Source organism: Bacillus sp. JJ1532, from assembly GCF_036965085.1.
Lineage (GTDB): Bacteria > Bacillota > Bacilli > Bacillales > Cytobacillaceae > Cytobacillus.
Genome location: NZ_JBALOW010000026.1, coordinates 28,596 through 48,296, shown reverse-complemented (window position 1 = coordinate 48,296; position 19,701 = coordinate 28,596). Strand labels below are relative to the sequence as shown.

Genomic DNA, 19,701 nt, shown 5'->3' with positions numbered 1-19,701 from the left:
TGACTGGTTATTGGACAGGTTTTGGCGGTTTACCAATAACTTGTCCAAATCATTTTAAGAATTGGAGGTCTAACTATGAAACTTTATCACCTGATCGCTTTTATCCCATTTATTGGGATTTTAGGCGGAATTGCTTTTGCTAATAAAGTAACACCTTATGTATTAGGGATGCCCTTCATTCTCTTTTATCTTGTTCTGTGGGTCTTTCTGACATCAGGAACGATGGCTGTCGTTTACAAGCTTGACCCTGCGAATAAAGGAGGAAAAGAATCATGAATATCGCATTAATTATTATATTCGGCTTTTTAATATTATCCATATTTCTTGGCATTCAAGCACAAAAGGGGAAAGACATGACGCTCGAACAGTGGTCTGTCGGAGGACGCGGCTTCGGAACGCTACTCGTATTCCTGTTAATGGCTGGGGAAATTTACACAACCTTTACATTTCTAGGCGGCAGCGGCTGGGCTTACGGTAAAGGCGGCCCTGCATTTTATATCCTATCTTACGGGTGTTTAGCATATGTTATGTCTTACTTTTTACTCCCTAAAGTTTGGAAATATGCAAAAGATCATAACTTAATGTCACAATCAGACTTTTTTGTTAGCAAATATAAGAGCCCATACCTCGGTGTGTTTGTTTCCATCGTTGGCGTTGTGGCCCTCATTCCATACCTCGTTCTGCAAATTAAAGGACTTGGCATTATCGTTTCCGAAGCATCTTACGGGACCATTTCTTCGACGGCAGCCATCTGGATCGGGGTTTTATCTGTAACGGTTTACGTTATGATTTCAGGGATTCACGGATCAGCGTGGACAGCGATAATAAAAGATATTTTGGTTCTTGGTGTCGTCGTATTTCTAGGACTTTATTTACCATTCCATTATTATGGCGGGCTTCAGCCAATGTTCGAAGCAGTCGAACTTGCAAAACCGGGACATTCAATCCTTCCGGAAAGTGGATTAAGTGTTTCTTGGTTCATCTCTACTGTACTATTAACGGCACTTGGCTACTATATGTGGCCGCATAACTTCGGTGCGGTGTATTCTGCGGAAAACCAAAAAGTATTCCGCAAAAACGCCATTGTCATGCCTCTTTACCAGCTCATTTTATTATTTGTTTTCTTTGTTGGATTTGCTGCTATTTTACAAGTGAAAGGTTTAGAGGGAGCAGAAGGTGACCTTGCACTTTTAAGACTTTCTATCCAAACGTTTGATCCATGGGTAGTCGGCTTAATTGGCGCTGCTGGATTATTAACGGCCATCGTTCCGGGATCGATGATCTTAATGGCATCTGCTACGCTAATTTCCAAAAACATATACAAGGTTTTCGTTCCGAATGCAACCGACCAGCAGGTTGCCAAATTAGCAAAGAGCTTAGTTCCTGTCGTCGCCATGATCGCTCTATTTTTCACATTCCAAGGCGGAGATACACTCGTTACTATACTTTTGATGGGATACAGCTTAGTGACACAATTATTCATTCCATTAGTCTTTAGTTTAGGCAAAAAGAACTTTGTAACAAAGCAAGGAGCATTCGCAGGTATCGCAGTTGGTGTAGCTACTGTTGCCTACGTTGCCATCAGCCAAACAACCATCGGAAGCCTATTTCCTGCCTTGCCACAATTTATCCAAGACTTAAATGTAGGGGTAATTGCCTTGATTATGAACCTGATCGTTATGATTGCGGTTAGTCTTTTAACAGGATCGTCGAAGCAAGAAGTGAAACATGAGAACAGTTCTATTGCTTCCTAAGGACTAGGGGCTCTGTCCCAGTTAATCCGGGACAATCCGCTTACAAAATTTAATGAATTGAAGTGTTCGAAAAATTTATCCGAATGTATTAATCGTTCGAGCACTAGAAGAAATCTTCTATGCAATTCAATTACCGAATGTTGTCTATCAAATTCTGAGAGATTTAGCGTTTAAAATCGTTATTTTCAATAAAAACCAGGAGGACGAATTTAGCAGATCCTCCTGGTTTTTAATTTTGAGTAATACCTAAATGGATACTAAAATATGAGTACATATATTAATCAAGCGTTTATTTAAACTCCTCTAGCCGTTGTGCGGCATGCGTTTGTGTCTGTTCAATCAATCGTTTGATTAACGCTATTCTTTAAGAATGGGAGACCAGTACGAACATACATATCAATCAAACGTTTATTTAAACCCCTCTAGCCCTTGTGCGGCATGCGTTTGCGTCTTCTCAATCAATCGTTTAATTAAACTACATTCCAATCCTTATCATCCCATAAAAAAGAGAGACCACTCAAAGGTGATCTCCCTGTACCATATTTACACTAGCTTAAATTTAGCAACTGCTTTTTGAAGTTCATCGCTTAGTTCAGTCAACTGCTCTGCGGAATCGGCTACGGACTGAATAGCTGTGACCTGTTCATCCGTTGAGGCACTGACTTCCTCACAGGCGGCCGCTGATTGTTCAGCCATCGCAGCCATTGAATGAATGCTGTTTATAACGTCCGCCTTCCCATTGGCCATATGGTCTATTTCATGATGGACACGGAAAATGGACTGTCTTAATTGCTCAACAATATCCGAAATAGAACGGAAGCTTGACTCTGTTGTCTGAACGGCATCCGCCTGCTGGGTGAAGTTTTCCTTTGTCTTGTTCATGGATTCAACAGCAAGAAGTGCTCCGCTTTGGATGGTTGTAATCGTCTTTTTCACTTCATTCGTTGCCACAACAGATTGTTCCGCTAGCTTTCTAACTTCCTCAGCAACAACAGCAAATCCCTTCCCATGTTCACCCGCTCGAGCAGCTTCAATACTAGCATTTAAAGCAAGCAGGTTTGTTTGAGAGCTAATGTCGGTAATCGTTGTGATCACTAGCTCAATTTGTTGAATTTTTCCTTCAAGATCATGAATGACTTCTTCCATTGACTCAAGGTATTGACTAGATTCTGTAAAGGAACTCTTTAAATTATTTACTTCGTGAATACCCTCTCGATTCATCTCATCTGCCTTTTCTGCTAGACCCGTCATGTCTACAGCATGTGCACTAATTTCATTAATTTTATTGCCTAATTGGTCGGATAATTGATTAGCCGCCTCTGCCTCTTGTGCCGCAGTTGAAGCCCCCTTAGCTACTTCAGTAATGGCCGCCGCAATTTCCTCACTGGATGCATTCGTTTCCTCAGATACTGCGCTTAAGTTTTCGGCCGATGTTTTCACGTTATTCACTGAAGTGTTCACGAACATTAGGACGGATTTCATATTGCCTACCATCTGATTGAATTGCGAGCTTAACTCACCAATCTCATCTTTTGTCGTAACTGCTGCTGACACGGTTAAATCTCCGCTAGCCATACGATTAACAGCTTGTTTTAAAGAAATAATGGGCTTCGTAATCCTTGATGCCACAAAGTAAGTAATAGCACTAGCAACCCACAAAGCAAGTAAGGAGATAATAAAAATATTCATTCTAATGTGTTTAGCGCTTACTAATAGATCATCGGATGTATAGGCTGCTCCAATTTTCCAAGATGTACTTGGAATAGTGTTAAAAACAAGCAGCTTGTCTTCACCTTCATCCATATATGAAGAAACACCAGCTTCTTCTTTGTATATTTTTTTAATGTAAGGCAAATCCATTAAGTTTTCACCTTGTTTTTCCGGATGGACAATGGCTGTGCCTTCCTTAGAAAAAACAAAAGAATACCCGTTATAGCCAATTTTAGCTTCTTCAACCATTTTTGTAATATCAGTCAATTTCATATCCAGGCCAATAACGCCAACAATATCGCTGCCCTTTTTAATAGCATATGATGAAGTCACTACGAGTTCATTCGTGGCTGAATCAATATATGGCTCACTCCAAATGGCTTGACCAGCATTTTCTACCGCGAGTTTATACCAATCTCTTGAGGTTGGATCATAATCAGCCCCTAAATCAGCCTTAGGCATAATCTGCAAATCTTTCATTGGAGTAGCTACATAAATAGAAGTTACATCCTTATATTTATCTAAAAAGTTATGTAAAGCCCTGTCTAGTTCATTTTCTGCATCTACTTTTGTCTCTGTTCCAGACATCTCAAGATAATCTTCCACTTCCCTCGAATCAGCCACATATTTCATGCTCAATTCATGTTGGCTCATTGCCAGTTGAAGGGAGTGTGCCATTTCGGCAACAATACTATTGGTTTGCTCAACAACATTTTTTTCTATTTGATTTTTTGTTTGATGGTCAACCAAAACACTAACAGCCAATACGGTCAAAACTAAAAGAATGACAAAAAGACCAATCAGCTTCCCCTTTATAGATTTAAACATAACCCTTTCTCCCCCTGATGTAATATACATTTTCACTGTAACACATAAAAATTGCTTTACTTATAATTAAGATAGTTAAAATTTTTCAAAAAATGGGATAGGGGAAAAAGGGACTTTAGTTCCAACTCTGCGGTTAAAAACTGAGGCTATTTTAGGGGGATTTGCTTCCCAATTTCCGATGAAAGCTTGAAAAGTAGGCTTTGTTTCCTAATTCTTGATACAATCTCGAAAATGGGGAACATTTACTATTAAACTACTACATTTGAATAAAAATTAGGCTTTATTAAATCAAATTGAGCACTTTTTTGGATGCCTTCATGTTTATCAGCCAATTTAAGTGGTTTGTCAGCCAATTCAACCTGTTTGTCAGCCAATTTTGGTAGTTTATCAGCCAATTTCACCTGTTTATCAGCCAACTAAGAAATTAATGCCATTTATACCTAAAAAAAGTGTACACCCTGCAAGGCGTACACAAGTAAATAGCATTATTTATTCAAAAGGGTAATGGTTACTTCTTTATGAGCTTCCTCTACTGTAGCAGTAAAGACGACATCCGCAGAACCCACTGCATTCGCGACATCCCATCCTGCTAAACCACTAAATTCAGCGGCGATTTTCGCAGCGATCGTTGCAGGAGTGTCAGCTTTTACTAGGTTAATAGTCTTCGTTACATCAGTAGTTCCATCAGAGAAAGAAACATCAAGTGCTCCATCCTTTTGGGCAGTTCCTTGGACTGTTAATGTGCTGACTTGTTTAATCCCAGCATGTGCAACAGAACCAGCTTGTTTCACAAGAAATTCACCTTTGATTTCAGCGCGATTATCCTTTTCAGGAACAACGATCTTAAAGCCATCGTAAGCTCTTTTTGCTTTAGAAGTAAAAACTACTTCACTGCCTACATTTGTAACATCCCATTTATTAGTTAATGTGGTAAAAGAGCCTTTCAAAGTTACATAAAAATCTCTAACAATTGCCTCTGCTACTTCAGCACCCGTTCTAGGATGAACGACTCCATTAATCACTTTTTGGGAGCTGCTCAGATACCATTCATTAACGTACCCATCACCATCATAAATATTAAATTTAAAGTTACTCATTTTCGGAGCAAAGCCTTCATCAAATTTATAACTGAAAACAGCGCTTCCTCCTTCTAAAGCAGCCTCTCCGATAACCGTTTCAACTAAAGACCCTTGAATCTCATTAGGATTCTCAGGATCTGTTGGTCCACCAGTCTCTTCTCCATCCACTTGTGTTGCCACAACCTCCAATTTGATATTTCCTGTTTTCCCTTGGAAGTCAATGTCGTTATCACCGTGTGGCCAGTCAATATAGATTTTGAAACTTTCTGTGTCATAATCAGGTTTAAAAGCTGATGAGTAATCCATTTCAACCCATCGACCATCCATATCTCTTTGCATAGAAATGGCAATCGGGGAACCCCCGCCTTCAGGGAATAAGTCACCACTTGGAGTTAAATTCACCTTGTATTCAACCGGAACTTCCGTATTGTTCTTATTGATTTTGAAGCTGTAGGCCTCAATCGTTTTCATCCCTGGGTAAAGCTTGCCGTCTAAATTAAACTCGGCATTTCCAATGCTTGTCCCTTCTGCATTTACAGCATCTACCTCAAAACTAGCTGCCGTAGCGGTATTATTGTCGCTAGTAAAGCTTTTGGAAAAATAGGCCACTGTCCCCATAATGGCAATAGCCACAAACAATACAGCAAATAGACTGAGACTAATCTTCTTTTTCAAAGTACCTTCCCCCTATTAATTAAGTTCAATCCTACTAAATTAGCCCCCTTCTCCCTCCTCTCGAATGATCTCTTTATGTTCTTTCTGAAGCAAATCAAATGTAGTTTAGTTTTCTTATTAAGAACATTATCATTAATTATAGTTCTATATAACGAATTATACAAGTGGTTTAAGACAATTTGTTCTTAATAAGAAACAAAATGGAAGTACTTTTTCTAGCCATTTACTTAATGTTAAAAAATTTTAGAGATACCCGATTAATTTTCTCTTTTTTAGGATTGCACACATTCGTTAGAACAAACGTTTCAGTAAAACCTGTCCAGTAAACAGGTTTTTTTGGATAGGTTTAGATAAATTGAATACCTGTCGAGGGCGAATGACACGTGATAGGATGCTTTTGGTAAAGTTAAGAATAATAGATGAAGAAGGATTTTTTCGGAATAACAAAAAGCACAGGGGTTTCCTGTGCTTTTGCACCGAACTTTGGAGCGACCTTATCCCATTAAAATTTATATCGATTTAATCATTCCACCATCAACTAAAATGGAACTGCCAGTTACATAACTGCTTGCATCGGAAACTAAAAATACAACGACATTAGCAAATTCCTCTGGAGTTCCATATCGTTTTAAGGGAATGGTATTTTGGGCGTTTTCTTTAATTTGCTCTTGAGAAACGCCCAATCGATCAGCATTCATTTTGTCGAGATGTGCGACACGATCTGTTGCAATTCTACCAGGGCTTACTGTATTAACTAAAATGTTATAGGGAGCTAATTCTTCTGCCAATGTTTTAGCCAGTCCTACGATTCCTGTTCGAAAGGTATTCGAAAGAATAAGTCCAGGTATAGGTTGTTTTACAGAGGAAGAAGCAATATTAACAATTCGTCCACCCGTTTCTTTTAAATCAGGAAGAACTTCACGAATTATTCTAATATAACTCAACAAATTTAGCTCAAATGCATTTTGCCAGTCTTTATCGGAGAGCATTTCAAATGTTCCTCCAGGAGGGCCACCGGCATTATTAATTAAGATATCGATTTTACCAAAGACTTCCCTCGTTTTACGAACGAGTCGTGTAATGTCTTCAACCTTTGTAATATCAGCTGGAAAATATGAAACTTTCCCCTTTCCTAGGGCCTCTAATTCATTATTAACTGTCGCTAACTTTTCAGCATCTCTACTCGTTAGCATGACATGTGCCCCTTCTTTTACAAGTTTCTCCGCAATTGCTTTTCCTAACCCTTGACTAGAAGCGATAACTAGTGCCACCTTATTGTTTAAATTAAGTTCCAAATCTACCACCTTCTCTTTCTATAAGAATTCCCCTATTTATGGGGTTTTGTCCATTACGTGGCCAATTGTGGCTACGCTGCCCTCACTGTATCATGTGGGACTTTTTCATTAATGCAAATCTTTTCCCACCTGTATCTGTGAATTCTTCTTTTGAAATACCTTCTGAAAACACGGCCAAATCCCAACTAGAAAAAAGATCACTCCTGCAATAAATGAGATAAATATCCAGAATTTCATCCCAAAGCCTATTAATTGATGAGCCCCTTCGAAATAGGTGACCTTCGGGGTATTGATATAGGAAGACATGATAGCGGCAGTAATATGTTTAGAAGCATATAAAAAAGCGGAAATGGCTATGAAAAAGCAGCCGACAGCGGTAAATCCCTTATTCATCTCATCACCTCTTTATCTTTTTCCGCCAGACGTTATTTATATAACTCCTTATAGGCGATTACTTTCAATGCCATGATTTCTTCTTCCGTTAATTTCCCCTGGATTTCCTGTAGGACTTCTTCTTTTGAAACTGACCCATTCTGCACTTGCACCCTAATATCATTAAGTTCAGAAATACCAACCTTTTGAATCAAAACTTTTGTGGCCTCTTCCTTTGTTTTAAAAGGCAATTTGCTGGTATCAGCTGTTTTAGCCTCTTCTATAAATGACTTTAACTCAGGATCACTTTCAATCGTTTTCTTTATTTCCTCCATTTCCCCACTGCTCTCAAGTTCAGAGGAAATAGTCTCTACTAACTTATCAGAGGCAATCTTAGTACCAAAATGATAAACACCAAACCCAATGCCACCCAGCAAAATAACCGATACTATTAAAAATTTAATTATTCTCATCTTTTCACACTCCTTGGGTTAAATGATACTACAAATTAGCTTGGAAGGTACGATTGATTATCAAGGAATGATCGCAACTTTCACAAATTATAACAAAATTCCCCTTCTATTTTAGTGCTTTATCCTATTGGGCGTCTGTCACACGTTAGTAAGCGCTTAGCTTTGCAAATTGAGGTATAGTCACTTTTAATCATATATAAAATAAAGAATGACCGAGCACAAAACGCTCAGTCAATGCAACTACATGCCGTATGAAAAGCAGCTGGCCAAAAGTAAATAAGTGGAATTAAAGAAAGTAACAATCCTTCATCCTTTGGTCGGGCTTGACGGTTACTTTATTTCTCTGTTAAACGACTGTCAAAACAACTGTAATAACCCCTATCAAAACTAAATTTGAAGTGAGACATACTTATTAATCAAACGTTTGGTTAAATTTCACCCTATATATTTAGTCCCTTCATCAATTAATCTTCTCCGCTCTCCCCGATATCAGCTTCAACTGATCATTCTCATAGCGAATCTCGTAAGTGGCTTTATATTTACTCAAGGTGGTGGAGCTGTTATTTCGCTCTTTTGCTGAAATGATTACAACAACAGAGGCTTTGTCATCTTCACTCGTAGCTGATAAGTCATCAATAGTGACTGACAAAGTATTTAAATAACCACTTCGAAACTTCTCATAAGACAGATCCGACTGCCATGAACTGCCTAATAGCGAGTAGGCCGTTACATAATCTCCGTAGTTTAAACCTTCGTAGAAATAATTTACAAGATAACTAGAATAGTCTTCTAATGTAAGTTCATCCTCATACGTGTATCCTTCAACTCCCATTGCAACTTCGGGGATGTTTGTCATTGGTGATTCTGACCAGCCTTCTATAATATGAAGAATACTGACAATAGGGATACTGAAACCAATCGCTCCTTTTTCTATACCTGCTGAATTAATACCAAGAACTTCACCAGTTTGGCTATCCACTAAAGGTCCCCCACTATTGCCATTTGTGATAGGAGCAGAAATTTGATAAACGTCTTCATAATGATAGGGTTCAATATCTAAGTCACGGTCAATTCCACTAATAATACCTGTTGTTACAGTGTTTTGCAGACCTAAGGGACTTCCTAATGCAAGGACCGCATCCCCAACTTCCCCTTTTCGATCTCTAGCAATTTTTAACGGAGATGTTCCTTCTAAGCCAGGTACACGAACAACAGCAACATCCGTTTCTTGACTAATACCAATGACAGTTCCCGAAAATTCCCTCGAATCAGAAGTCATCACGGTAACATCTTTTTCATTTGCCACGACATGGGCATTTGTCACGATATCGCCTCGGTTATTATATAGAAAACCAGACCCTAATGAGCCGTCTGCTAATTTGACTTTTACTACTAGTTTTTGTGTGTTATGGATAATTTCTTTAAGGTCAGTAGAAGTCTTTTCTTCCTCTGCCGTCTTAGCATTAACTATTAAAGCGGATGAGGCTGTTAGTTTTTTTGGAAAAGACTCCTTTATGTAAAAAAAGCCGAATATTCCCGCTCCCCACACGAGTATTGTCGAAATCAAGCTGATTACCCACTTTTTCATTTCATCACCTTCTTTAATTGAGATACCACGTAATATTATCAATATCAACAGTTACATTCCGATGAACTCCATAATAAATATCTTCAAAAGAACCTGATTCTCCCGGCCCTAAATAGTATGGATAAACAGATGTTGACCCGCTTGTAAGATAACCTCCATTTTCATCGTAAATTGTATAATAGATAGTAATGGAACTAATATTCGTTGTTGCCACATTATTAACATTCCCAGCTATATATAAATCCCCGAATTCATCTGTTTCTACAGTAAAATCGGTAACCTTTACTGCAGCAGTCCGATTTTGCAAATCTTCTTTTGCCGCAGCCTCCATAGCCTGTTCAATTCTCAGTTGTTCTGCCTGTTCAAAGGCATTTTTATCTTGTTCCACTCGGTTTTTCAATGCTAATAGTTTTTCATCATTAACGGCAAATTGCAGTCCTTTGTCAATAGAGGCGTAGGCATTAGAGAATTGTTTATTGGCTAATTCGCTTTCTGCTTGATTGCTGCTAATTTGGACAATCTTCTTTAATATTTCTTGTTTTACAACACTAGCTTTATCTTCAGGTAATGTAGCCAAAATCGAAAGTTTTCCACCCAATTCATTAACCGTTGTTAGCGCGTTGATTTCTTTCTTGATCATACCAACAGTGATTTTCGTTTCGCTATCCTTTATCTCTTGATGAAAGTGTTCAAATAAAGGAGCTTTTTCTCCATTAAGCATTTCTTTTAAGCTAGCTAGCTCTTTAGATGCAGCATCGTATTGCATTTTCGTAATTCTTTCACTAATTTCCCCAAGTTCTTGATCATAGTCTATTGCTTTTTCAATCATTTCTTTAGAATCCTGTAATGCCGAGTAATTCGGACGTTTTGCTTGAGCCTTTTCCAATAATTTCATTGCCTTTTCAAAGTCTTTATTTAAAGCCAGTTCCTCAGCCGATCCTTTCAAACCTAAAACTTCTCTATTAATCTCCTGTTCTTGAACATAGTAATATCCCAGTCCAGCAACAACCATAATAACGCTTACTATCGGGACTACAATTGGCAAAATTCGAACCAAGAAACATTGATTTGACTCTTCTTGGCTTACACGCCTAGTTAATTCTATTTCTTCTGTTTGTACGGATGTATCAGTTACTGTTGATTCCTGACTAATCTCATCTATACGTGTTTCAGTTTCAGTTGGTTCATCTGTAATCTCATCTACAAGAGTTTGAATTTCCGAACCACAATGAGAACAAAATCGGGAATCTTCCAATAGTTTTTCTCCACATTGCCGGCAGTACATTTGACCCACACCCTTAATAATTTATATATGTAAATATTACCATAGATTTCAAAGGATATATCAATTTCCATTATAGGTAATTCCATTTTTATAACGAAATGGACTAGTCCCTTTTCTAATAAAACTTTTTCCGCTATATGGTCATTTTATTTAATTAAAATCAATCCCTATTTAAGGATACCGGCAATTCCTTTTTTAGCTGTATCACTGGAAGCTATTTCTACAATTCCACATTCTAATATTCAAAACAGATGTCTTTCCTTCATTTTGTGCGGTATGTGTCCTTAAAATTAACCTATAAACTCGGATAAATTATGATTTATACACTTTGTCAGCGAGATTGATAAATTTATCAGCCAATCCAGATGCGTTATCAGCCAAATCCGGTAGTTTATCAGCCAATCCCGCTACTGGTAGGTAAAATATCAAATCGAGCATCAACAAAAAAATACGAACAAACAAATTAATTAAACGTTTAATTAAATTTTACCCATACAAATACTCCTATTGTTCTCCCAACACTATTTACACAATTATCCACTTTGATTAAACTTTATCTTATATTGTGAAGGGAGACATAGGACGAATGACTGATGCGTTAATTGGTGGGATTGTCGGTTTATTGCTGGGCGTTATATTCGAGGATCCACTTAAAACTATGTGGAGAGCCATAACTAGATTTTTCAGAAGGCTTTTTGTTAAAGAAAAGGATGTACAGGATCCCTATTATTTTTCGCTGGGAAATGAAATGACCTCTTTTGTGGTATGCGATGGTGATGGGGAAATGACCTTTGCTCCGGAGAATATTGAGACAAGACTGACCTCAAGCAGACCTATTTTCGAGGAGGATTTACTAGAATTAAAGAATGAAATTGAAAGAATACAAGAACAGAATTTACAAAATGGAGAAAACCACAGCTGGAACGGACCTCTTTATGCTCTAGAAAAGCATATGATTTTACGGACTAATATTAATGAGGATATGAAGGCTGTTTTTACTTTTACTCCAAGTGATTACTATACGTTTAAAGCAATAAATACAAATTTGGACAAAGTTTTGCCCAATGGCCAAACAATCAAGGAAAAGTACATAGCAAATGCGAATCATAAAAGACCAGTTGTGCAAATCGCTAATGGATTTGGCGTTGCATTGGTTGTCGTGACGGCAGATGGGCAAACCATTTTAACGAAACGTTCACCAGATAGCGGGGTACGCCCTGATGAATTGGATATTGGGATTGTGGAGGCTGTACACCCTTCTCAGGATCGTCATGCTAGCGGTCAAGGGCCCGATTTTTATAAAACAGCGATTCGAGGTGCGAAAGAGGAACTGGGGCTAACTGTTTCTGAACAGGACATTAAGCTGCTTGGATACGGAGTGGATGAGGAATATTATCAATGGAATATCATTGGGGTTCTATACTGTAACGAAACTTCAGAAGAAATCGTTCAAAATCGAAGCAGAGGAATCTCTGGAAAATGGGAGCTTGAGGACCTTCGTTTTGTTCCTTTCAAGATCAATACCATCCTCAATGTGTTGAAAGAAGAAAAAATGTGGTCTACAGCGAAAATTGCTCTTTACTGGGGACTTATTCATGACCATACAAAGTCGAGTGTTGATGCAAAGGTTAGGAAAGTGTTTGGGTAAGGTCCTCTACCATGTAAGCATTTTGTGAGATGGTGTAGTTTTATTAGAAAAATCAAAGCAACTACATACCGATGAAGAACTGCTAACCTAATAGCTATATTTAGAAAAAGGAAACTGCCTTACTCTTTAGTCGGAGGCTAGGCGGTTACCTTTTTCTTTGTTTAACCACCGTCACAATAGCTGTTATGATCCCGATCAAAAATCAGTAATCCCCCTATTATTCATCCAATTACAAACTTATGCTTAAGATTGGATTCATTACAAATTATCCGCCAGTTGTCCATTTATCCTAAAGAAAATACAAAATCACACGGAAAAGGTGCTTTAATTTGGCTGTTTTGTAAATTAAGTTGTACTGAACGGGTATTTAGGCCTCTCTACTCCCATATGCTGAGGCAAAAATTCCACTTTTCGAAGGGGGAAGGTTTATCAGCCAGATTTGGTACTTTGTCAGCCAATTTGACTGGTTTGTCAGCCAGATTTGGCACGTTGTCAGCCAATTTTGATAGTTTATCAGCCAATTCCACAGGTGGCGCCCAAAACGGGCGGATACCAGTTAATTTTTAAGATGGATAAATGATCTTGCTCTAATCTATTATTAATCGCCTCTATCTACAATTCTGGAGAAAATTAATTAAAAATTCTGCCACCCTTTATGGTAAATTAGTAGTAAATATTACATAGGGAGGATGTTCTAGTGGTGAGTTTTGTGGGAGTTAGGGACCGAGTGGTTCGGTTTGAGGCCGCGTTTAATAGAATTCATTTGAAATTGAAAGAACTGGCAACGGGGGCGTCTGATCATGTTTCTTATAGTGAGGCGCTGTATATATGCCGGAAGCTTCATAATGTGGTGCGTTATCATTACGACCTTCTTAAACAATTTGGGCATTTACGAAATGCACTGGTTCATCAGAAATTTGAGGAGGATCAGTATATCGCGGACCCTCATGAAGATACCGTTCGAAACATTGAAAGGATAGCAGATTTGCTGATGGAGCCGCCATTAGCCCTCTCCATTGCTTCACAACCGGTTTCTTGCTTTAGACCGGAATCACCTATAAAAGATATATTAAAAGAAGTGGAACTGAAAGGCTTTTCTCAGTTTCCTATATATGATGATAGGCAATTTATCGGCCTTCTAACGGAAGGCGGTATTGCCAAATGGATGTCTATGAATCTAGTTGGCCACACACTTTCAATGGAAGGTATTTGCGCTAGGGATATTTTAGCCTGCGAAAAGAAGCATAACGTGGCATTTTTGGATAGAGATAGCACCATTTATGATCTTGAGGATGTTTTTGAAAGAGCATTTGAACGTAGCCAAAAGCTTGAAGGAGTCCTAGTGACCCAAACGGGCAGCCACACACAGAAACCCATTGGGATTGTCACCTCATGGGATCTGGTCCAGATTGATTTCACCACTTTTTCATTAGCAAGCCAGGTTTAAATTTTAAACAAATCAACACTCTTTTCTAAACAAGTCTATAAAATGAAAAAGGGCTCCAGAAGGTCAGTTACCCTAACCTTTTGGAGTCCATTTATTCCATATACCCTTTTAGTTCTTAAATTTTATTTTTAATAATAACTTCCGTGACAATAAGGTTTTTTCGAACTTTTGCATTTTCAATGATAACATCCGCTACATCGCCTGGGTCCATCATGTTTTTCATTCTCTCTTCTGTTAAAATACCTTCCCAGAACGGGGACTTCATTCCGCCCATATAGGCACCGAATACCCGAATACCAGTGTCGTTAAGTTCCTTGACAAGGCTCTCTGTGAATCCCCGCACACCAAATTTACTCGCACAATAAACGGACTCAGTAACTTTCCCTTCAACTCCCGCTGTCGACACAATATTAATAATAAGGCCTTGGTTTCGCTCTTTCATGCTTGGCAGGACCTCTTGTGTGCAGAAGATCGTTCCCTTTAAATTAATATCAATCATATCATGCACATTTTCTTCCGTTAGATTTTCTGCCAAATCAAATACACCGAGTCCAGCATTATTGATTAATAAATCAATAGGGCCCACTTCCTCCTTAATAGACGCCATCGTTTTTTCTACTTCCCTCTTTGAAGAAACGTCTGCCTCGTAGATCGAATAGCTGCCCGTTAATTGCTCAGCCATTCGTTTCAGTTTCAAAGCGTTTCTCCCAAGCAAACAAACATGGCAGCCCATTTCAGAATATTTCTTGGCGAGAGAAGCACCAAGCCCGCTTCCTGCACCTGTGATAGCAACAACTTTTATATCCATGTTTTAATCATCCCTTCTTTTACCGTCACGAATACTATACCATTATTATTTTTATGAACCTATATCCCCTGTAGACTTCACTTGAACCTGTTTTTTGTTAACCAGAAAAACAAACATATTGTTGTGATGACGACAGCTGGGAAAGTGGTAAGGTCTTCTTGCAGGTGTAGCGGTTGATCATATCCAATTAAATATCAGCGAGATGAAGGCAATCCATTTCCGCATTGACCAAATTGTATTTTTTGAGGGTATCATTCTTAAACAAATTGGGATTTACGGAATGCACTGGTTCATCAGAAATTTGAGGAGGATCAGTATATCGCGGACCCTCATGAAGAACGGTTCGGAACATTGATAGGATAGCAGATTTGTTGATGGAACCGCCATTAGCCCTGTCTTTTGCTTCACAAACGGTTTCTTGCTTTAGACCAGAATCAGAATCACCTATAAAAGATATATTAAAAGAGGTGGAGCTAATAGGCTTTTCTCAGTTTCCTATATATGATGATAAGCAGTTTATCGGCATGTTAACAGAAGGCGGTATTGCCAAATGGGTGTATATGAATCTAATTGTCCACACACTTTCAATGGAAGGTATTTGCACTAGGGATATTTTAGCCTACGAAAAGAAGCATAACGTAGTATTTTTGGACAGAGACAGCACAATTTATGATCTTGAGGATGTTTTTGAAAGAGCATTTGAGCGTAATCAAAAGCTTGAAGGAGTCCTAGTGACACAAACGAGTAGCCAAACACAGAAACCCATCAGGATTGTCACCTCATGGGATCTGGTCCAAATTGATTTCACCACTTTTTCATTAGCAAGCCAGGTGTAAATTAAGAAGAGTAAAAATAGAAACCGTTTATTTTAATAGTCGGGAATCGATGGTTACTTTTTTTTCGAATATGGCTTCGTCCCTTCTAAGGGAGATGCCCAACCTCCCATTTACTAGTTTCATTTTCCTAGCGAAGGTCCAGCACCCGATTCTGGTGTCCCGCAATTGAATTTATTGTATAATATTGTATTAGCTAGATAGAATTAGATTAGCAAAATATTGGTCTACCATAAAAAATGGGAGGTTCGAAATAGATGAAGAGAACCCTTCAGGCAGTTATTTTTGATATGGATGGAGTCATTGTCGATACATTTGAATTATATTATCTTGCAAATAAAAAAATTGCCGAGCAGCTATCTGTCCCTTTTTCCAGAACAGATAATGAAGAGTTTAGGGGAATTAGACGGATGGATATCATCGAAAGTCTAGCTAAAAGGGCTAAAAGCAACCTTTCTATGCAGGAAAAAATAAATCTTGCAAAAGAAAAAAACAAATACTATCAAGAACTCATTGAATCATTAGATGAGAGGTCCATTTTGCCTGGTATGAAGGATTTTATCACTCAGCTAAAAAAAAGAAATATTAAATTAGCAATCGCATCTTCTAGTACAAATTGCATAACTGTCCTAAAAAAAATTGGGCTGATTCATTTCTTTGATTGTATTGTCGATCCATCAACGATCATAAAAGGAAAACCCAATCCAGAGATTTTCATTAAGGCTGCAGAAACATTAGAGATTCCCCATCAGAATTGCGTTGCTATTGAAGATGGAGAAGCAGGTATGAAGGCCATAAAATCAACAAAAATGTTTTCAATTGGTATAGGGAATGCTGTAATAGAACAAGAGCCTGATTGGTATATTGACAATTCAACGGAATTATCTGTTCAAGAACTAATTAGTCGATTTGAAGGGTGAAAATATGGAAAGCCAAGACGAAAAAATGAAAGATTTCCAGTTAAAGTGGTTTGACATCATTATGGAAGAATACAATACTCTTCGTAATGAATCAGGGGACTCCTTGAGGCATCAGCAATCCATAATTAATTATGGTTTAACCGCGATAGGAGTGTTAATTGCCTTTAGTGCAAACTTATGGGGCAAGGACCATATTGTTGAGAGTATATACGTATTTTTTATCCCATTCATGTGCAACTTAATTATTCTTATCTGGAATGGCGAAGTTCGACGTATGTCACGTGCGGGATTATATATTAAAAGAATTGAAGACAAAATTAATAAAGAATTATCAAGTAAATCAAACATTTCTATTCCTGCATTAGAATGGGAAACATATTTAAGGAAACCTAAAGAATCAGAAAATATCGACCAGCAACAAATGAATTGGCTGCAAAAATTACTCAAGTGGATTGGAAGTATTTTTTCCTTTTTATTTCATAAGAATAAAGAAAAAAACAATAAAATTAAAAGCAATTATATTGCCATTATTCTCATGTTCGGTGGCCTAAGCTTATTTTCAATCATATTAGGATTTAGTCATAACTTTGGTATGTATGGAAAAGAAACACTACTTTCTAGTCAAGCGTTGTTTCCATATTGGCTATCCAGTGAATATTTGCGAATTTCTCTATATATGGGAGTTTTTATCATCGATTTTCTGTTTTTTATTTATCATTACCGTTACTTCCAAAAGGTGAAGCAATAGCAAAAGTGAGACAAAAGGAGAATACCTTTGAATCAACAAATCGTGTTAGGCATAGATGGTGGCGGTACATACACGAGAGTGGTTGTCGCTAATCTAAAGGGAAACATATTGGGATTCTCAAGAAAAGCCGGATCCCATCCAGGTAAAAATAAAGACCCTCTGAAAAATGTGAATATGGCAATAAAAGGGGCATTGGAAGAAGCGAAACAACCTGAGCAAGCAATCCAATATATCGTTGCCGGTTTTGCAGGGCTTAATGAAGAAAAAGATAAACAATGGGCAACAGACCTACTATTGAATCGCGAACTACTAGTTCCAACCGCGGTCATGAATGATGCAGAAATTGCTCAATACGGGGCATTTTTAGGTGAATCGGGCATATTAGCTATTGCAGGAACAGGCTCCATTGTTTTTGGAAAAACAGAGAAAAATAAAAAAATTAGAAATTACAATTTTCATCATGATTCCAAGGCAGCTGCAAGATATTTAGCCTATTCTGTTATCTATGAGATCATTTCTAAAAATCCGCCTCCCAACGAGCAAGCATTCGTCAGTTCCGTTCTTCACTACTGGGGAGTTGAATCCATACAGCAGTTACGTTTGCTTGCATCAATAGGATTTGATCATAATCAAATTGATTCAGTGCAGAAATTAAGTAATATGGGAAGAATAGTGACTAGCGGCGCTGCTAACGGAAGTGGAATTGCCCAAAGAGCATGTCATCATGTGGCCAATTCTTTAATAACAGGAATTGAACTCGTAGCTTCCATGTTTTCCTCCAATCCCGTTCCTCTTTCATTAATTGGAGGAGTAGCCAACCATCCATTTGTCAAATCATTAATTCTGAAACAGCTTGAATCAAATAATTTCAAACAATTTACTTATAGCTCTCCAAAATTAGCACCAGCATTAGGTGCTATCTTATACGCATATCATATGATGGGGATACAAGTAAATGAAGAAGTATTAAATAATCTTATTTATACAAATAAACACAATAATTTTTTCTAGGAATGATTAATTGAAAAAAGGGGGCTGTTTTTGTCCCCCCTCTCACTTTCAGCAACTGATATTCATTTTTCTACAATACTATTTAATTTTATTTATCTTCCAATTATGACGTACATCCCTATCCCCATAATAGCCCCTGCACTATCAATGATTACATCCATAAGATGGGCTCCTCTGCCAGGAACAAATATTTGATGTGCCTCATCAAATACACATTTTAAGCTTTTCTTAATAATAAAAAAGGCAGAAGAAGAATCCGCTTATCTTCTTCCACCTCTTTAGTTTTCAATAACTATACTTATACGTATTTTTTGTCGACCTTCGCAACTAACGAATAGTTTGTATCAACCATATTCCCGACATGGAGTTTACCTATTTGAGTAAGTGCTTGGTAAGCTTCAAGTTTGTCCCATCCCATTTCAACTAACCAATCAATCAGTTCAGCATACGCAATCCTAGCTGCGTCTTCCATCGGTCTTGCACTTCCAACTGCCATATATTCCTCTGGACTTTCAATACGAGGCCATCTTATAGTTTTTCCCTTTATTAATTCAAACTTAATAGTTGCTTTTGCTGAAATTTCTAAAGCAACTCCACACAGTTCTCCGTCTCCTTGTCCTGCATGACAGTCCCCTGTGAAAAAGTATGCTCCCTCTGTTCTTACTGGAAGATATACGGTATTTCCCGGTTTTACATCAGGAACATCCATGTTTCCTCCGTGATCAAATGGAGTCAAAGCAGATATCGCCTCAATCTCGGGAGCTGTTCCGATTGTCCCTAGGAAAGGTCTCCATGGGAAATTTAAACGCTCATTATTTTTTAACATGCCGTTTTCAAGTTTATAAATCCAAACCTTTTCAGGAAGTGGGTCGTTCAAAGTTCTTGTAATATCAGTTGATGTTAATCCTCCAAAGTTTTGCTTCAGAATACTAACTGCCCAATCTCTTGTAGGTTCTATATCGATAATATGGGCGACTAACGTGTCCCCTGGCTCTGCTCCTTCAATATATATTGGCCCTGTTTGAGGATTAAGATAATTACCTAGGATTTTGCTTGGAACATCACTTTCACTAGTGATACGATTTTCAAAGGCGTCTTTCATATGAATAACAACCGTTTCCCCTGGTTTAACACGAGCGATTGGATCAATATATTTACTGAAAACATAGCTATGTGTACCTTCTTCTTGTTTAATCTCTCTAAATATTAGATCAGTTTTTTCCATTA

19 protein-coding genes are annotated in these 19,701 nt (G+C 38.0%); 8 read left to right on the top strand and 11 right to left on the bottom strand.

Features of this window, described 5'->3' with window-relative positions; all coding sequences use genetic code 11:
* The first annotated feature begins 75 nt into the window (after positions 1–75).
* Positions 76–276, top strand: coding sequence for a DUF3311 domain-containing protein (locus V7122_RS10835; protein ID WP_335345187.1), 201 nt, complete (start codon positions 76–78; stop codon positions 274–276).
* Complete coding sequence (locus V7122_RS10830) at positions 273–1,754, top strand: sodium:solute symporter family protein (RefSeq protein WP_335526710.1); 1,482 nt, start codon at positions 273–275, stop codon at positions 1,752–1,754. Before V7122_RS10835 ends, V7122_RS10830 begins: the two co-directional genes overlap by 4 nt.
* A 543-nt stretch (positions 1,755–2,297) precedes the next feature.
* On the opposite strand, the gene V7122_RS10825 is transcribed toward V7122_RS10830, so the two are convergent.
* The 8 genes from V7122_RS10825 to V7122_RS10790 form a co-directional block, all read right to left on the bottom strand.
* Positions 2,298–4,292, bottom strand: coding sequence for a methyl-accepting chemotaxis protein (locus V7122_RS10825; RefSeq protein WP_335526709.1), 1,995 nt, complete (start codon positions 4,290–4,292; stop codon positions 2,298–2,300).
* A gap of 248 nt (positions 4,293–4,540) precedes the next feature.
* Positions 4,541–4,687: a hypothetical protein gene (locus V7122_RS10820; RefSeq protein WP_335526707.1), complete on the bottom strand. Its 147-nt coding sequence runs from the start codon at positions 4,685–4,687 to the stop codon at positions 4,541–4,543.
* Positions 4,688–4,777: 90 nt separating this feature from the next.
* Positions 4,778–6,046, bottom strand: coding sequence for a hypothetical protein (locus V7122_RS10815; protein ID WP_335526705.1), 1,269 nt, complete (start codon positions 6,044–6,046; stop codon positions 4,778–4,780).
* 509 nt (positions 6,047–6,555) lie between these two features.
* On the bottom strand, positions 6,556–7,341 hold the full coding sequence (locus V7122_RS10810) for an SDR family oxidoreductase (RefSeq protein WP_335526703.1): 786 nt from the start codon (positions 7,339–7,341) through the stop codon (positions 6,556–6,558).
* A 108-nt stretch (positions 7,342–7,449) separates the two neighbouring features.
* On the bottom strand, positions 7,450–7,734 hold the full coding sequence (locus tag V7122_RS10805) for a hypothetical protein (RefSeq protein ID WP_335526702.1): 285 nt from the start codon (positions 7,732–7,734) through the stop codon (positions 7,450–7,452).
* A 32-nt stretch (positions 7,735–7,766) separates the two neighbouring features.
* Complete coding sequence (locus V7122_RS10800) at positions 7,767–8,186, bottom strand: hypothetical protein (protein WP_335526701.1); 420 nt, start codon at positions 8,184–8,186, stop codon at positions 7,767–7,769.
* 460 nt (positions 8,187–8,646) lie between these two features.
* Positions 8,647–9,774 (bottom strand): S1C family serine protease, encoded by a 1,128-nt coding sequence (locus V7122_RS10795; RefSeq protein ID WP_335526699.1) that lies wholly within the window; start codon positions 9,772–9,774, stop codon positions 8,647–8,649.
* Between the two features lie 13 nt (positions 9,775–9,787).
* On the bottom strand, positions 9,788–11,059 hold the full coding sequence (locus V7122_RS10790; protein WP_335526698.1) for an FxLYD domain-containing protein: 1,272 nt from the start codon (positions 11,057–11,059) through the stop codon (positions 9,788–9,790).
* Between the two features lie 586 nt (positions 11,060–11,645).
* Here V7122_RS10790 and V7122_RS10785 point away from each other — a divergent pair.
* Positions 11,646–12,707, top strand: a complete 1,062-nt coding sequence (locus V7122_RS10785; protein ID WP_335526696.1) for an NUDIX hydrolase — start codon at positions 11,646–11,648, stop codon at positions 12,705–12,707.
* 697 nt (positions 12,708–13,404) lie between these two features.
* Positions 13,405–14,154: a CBS domain-containing protein gene (locus V7122_RS10780; protein WP_335526694.1), complete on the top strand. Its 750-nt coding sequence runs from the start codon at positions 13,405–13,407 to the stop codon at positions 14,152–14,154.
* 115 nt (positions 14,155–14,269) lie between these two features.
* Here V7122_RS10780 and V7122_RS10775 read toward each other — a convergent pair whose 3' ends face one another.
* Entirely contained in the window at positions 14,270–14,962 is a 693-nt protein-coding gene (locus V7122_RS10775) for an SDR family oxidoreductase (protein WP_335526692.1), read from the bottom strand.
* A 374-nt stretch (positions 14,963–15,336) separates the two neighbouring features.
* Between V7122_RS10775 and V7122_RS10770 the strand changes: the two genes are divergently transcribed.
* The 4 genes from V7122_RS10770 to V7122_RS10755 all read left to right on the top strand — a co-directional run bounded on the left by V7122_RS10770 (position 15,337) and on the right by V7122_RS10755 (position 18,474).
* Positions 15,337–15,798, top strand: coding sequence for a hypothetical protein (locus V7122_RS10770; protein WP_335526690.1), 462 nt, complete (start codon positions 15,337–15,339; stop codon positions 15,796–15,798).
* A gap of 254 nt (positions 15,799–16,052) precedes the next feature.
* Complete coding sequence (pgmB, locus tag V7122_RS10765) at positions 16,053–16,715, top strand: beta-phosphoglucomutase (RefSeq protein ID WP_335526688.1); 663 nt, start codon at positions 16,053–16,055, stop codon at positions 16,713–16,715.
* Positions 16,716–16,719: 4 nt separating this feature from the next.
* Positions 16,720–17,463: a hypothetical protein gene (locus V7122_RS10760; RefSeq protein WP_335526687.1), complete on the top strand. Its 744-nt coding sequence runs from the start codon at positions 16,720–16,722 to the stop codon at positions 17,461–17,463.
* Positions 17,464–17,490: 27 nt separating this feature from the next.
* Complete coding sequence (locus V7122_RS10755) at positions 17,491–18,474, top strand: BadF/BadG/BcrA/BcrD ATPase family protein (RefSeq protein ID WP_335526686.1); 984 nt, start codon at positions 17,491–17,493, stop codon at positions 18,472–18,474.
* A 92-nt stretch (positions 18,475–18,566) separates the two neighbouring features.
* Here V7122_RS10755 and V7122_RS10750 read toward each other — a convergent pair whose 3' ends face one another.
* The gene (locus V7122_RS10750) at positions 18,567–18,707 is read right to left on the bottom strand and encodes a VanZ family protein (RefSeq protein WP_335526740.1); all 141 of its coding nucleotides are present in this window, start codon (positions 18,705–18,707) and stop codon (positions 18,567–18,569) included.
* A gap of 65 nt (positions 18,708–18,772) precedes the next feature.
* Positions 18,773–19,699: an acetamidase/formamidase family protein gene (locus V7122_RS10745; RefSeq protein ID WP_335526685.1), complete on the bottom strand. Its 927-nt coding sequence runs from the start codon at positions 19,697–19,699 to the stop codon at positions 18,773–18,775.
* Positions 19,700–19,701: the final 2 nt, after the last annotated feature.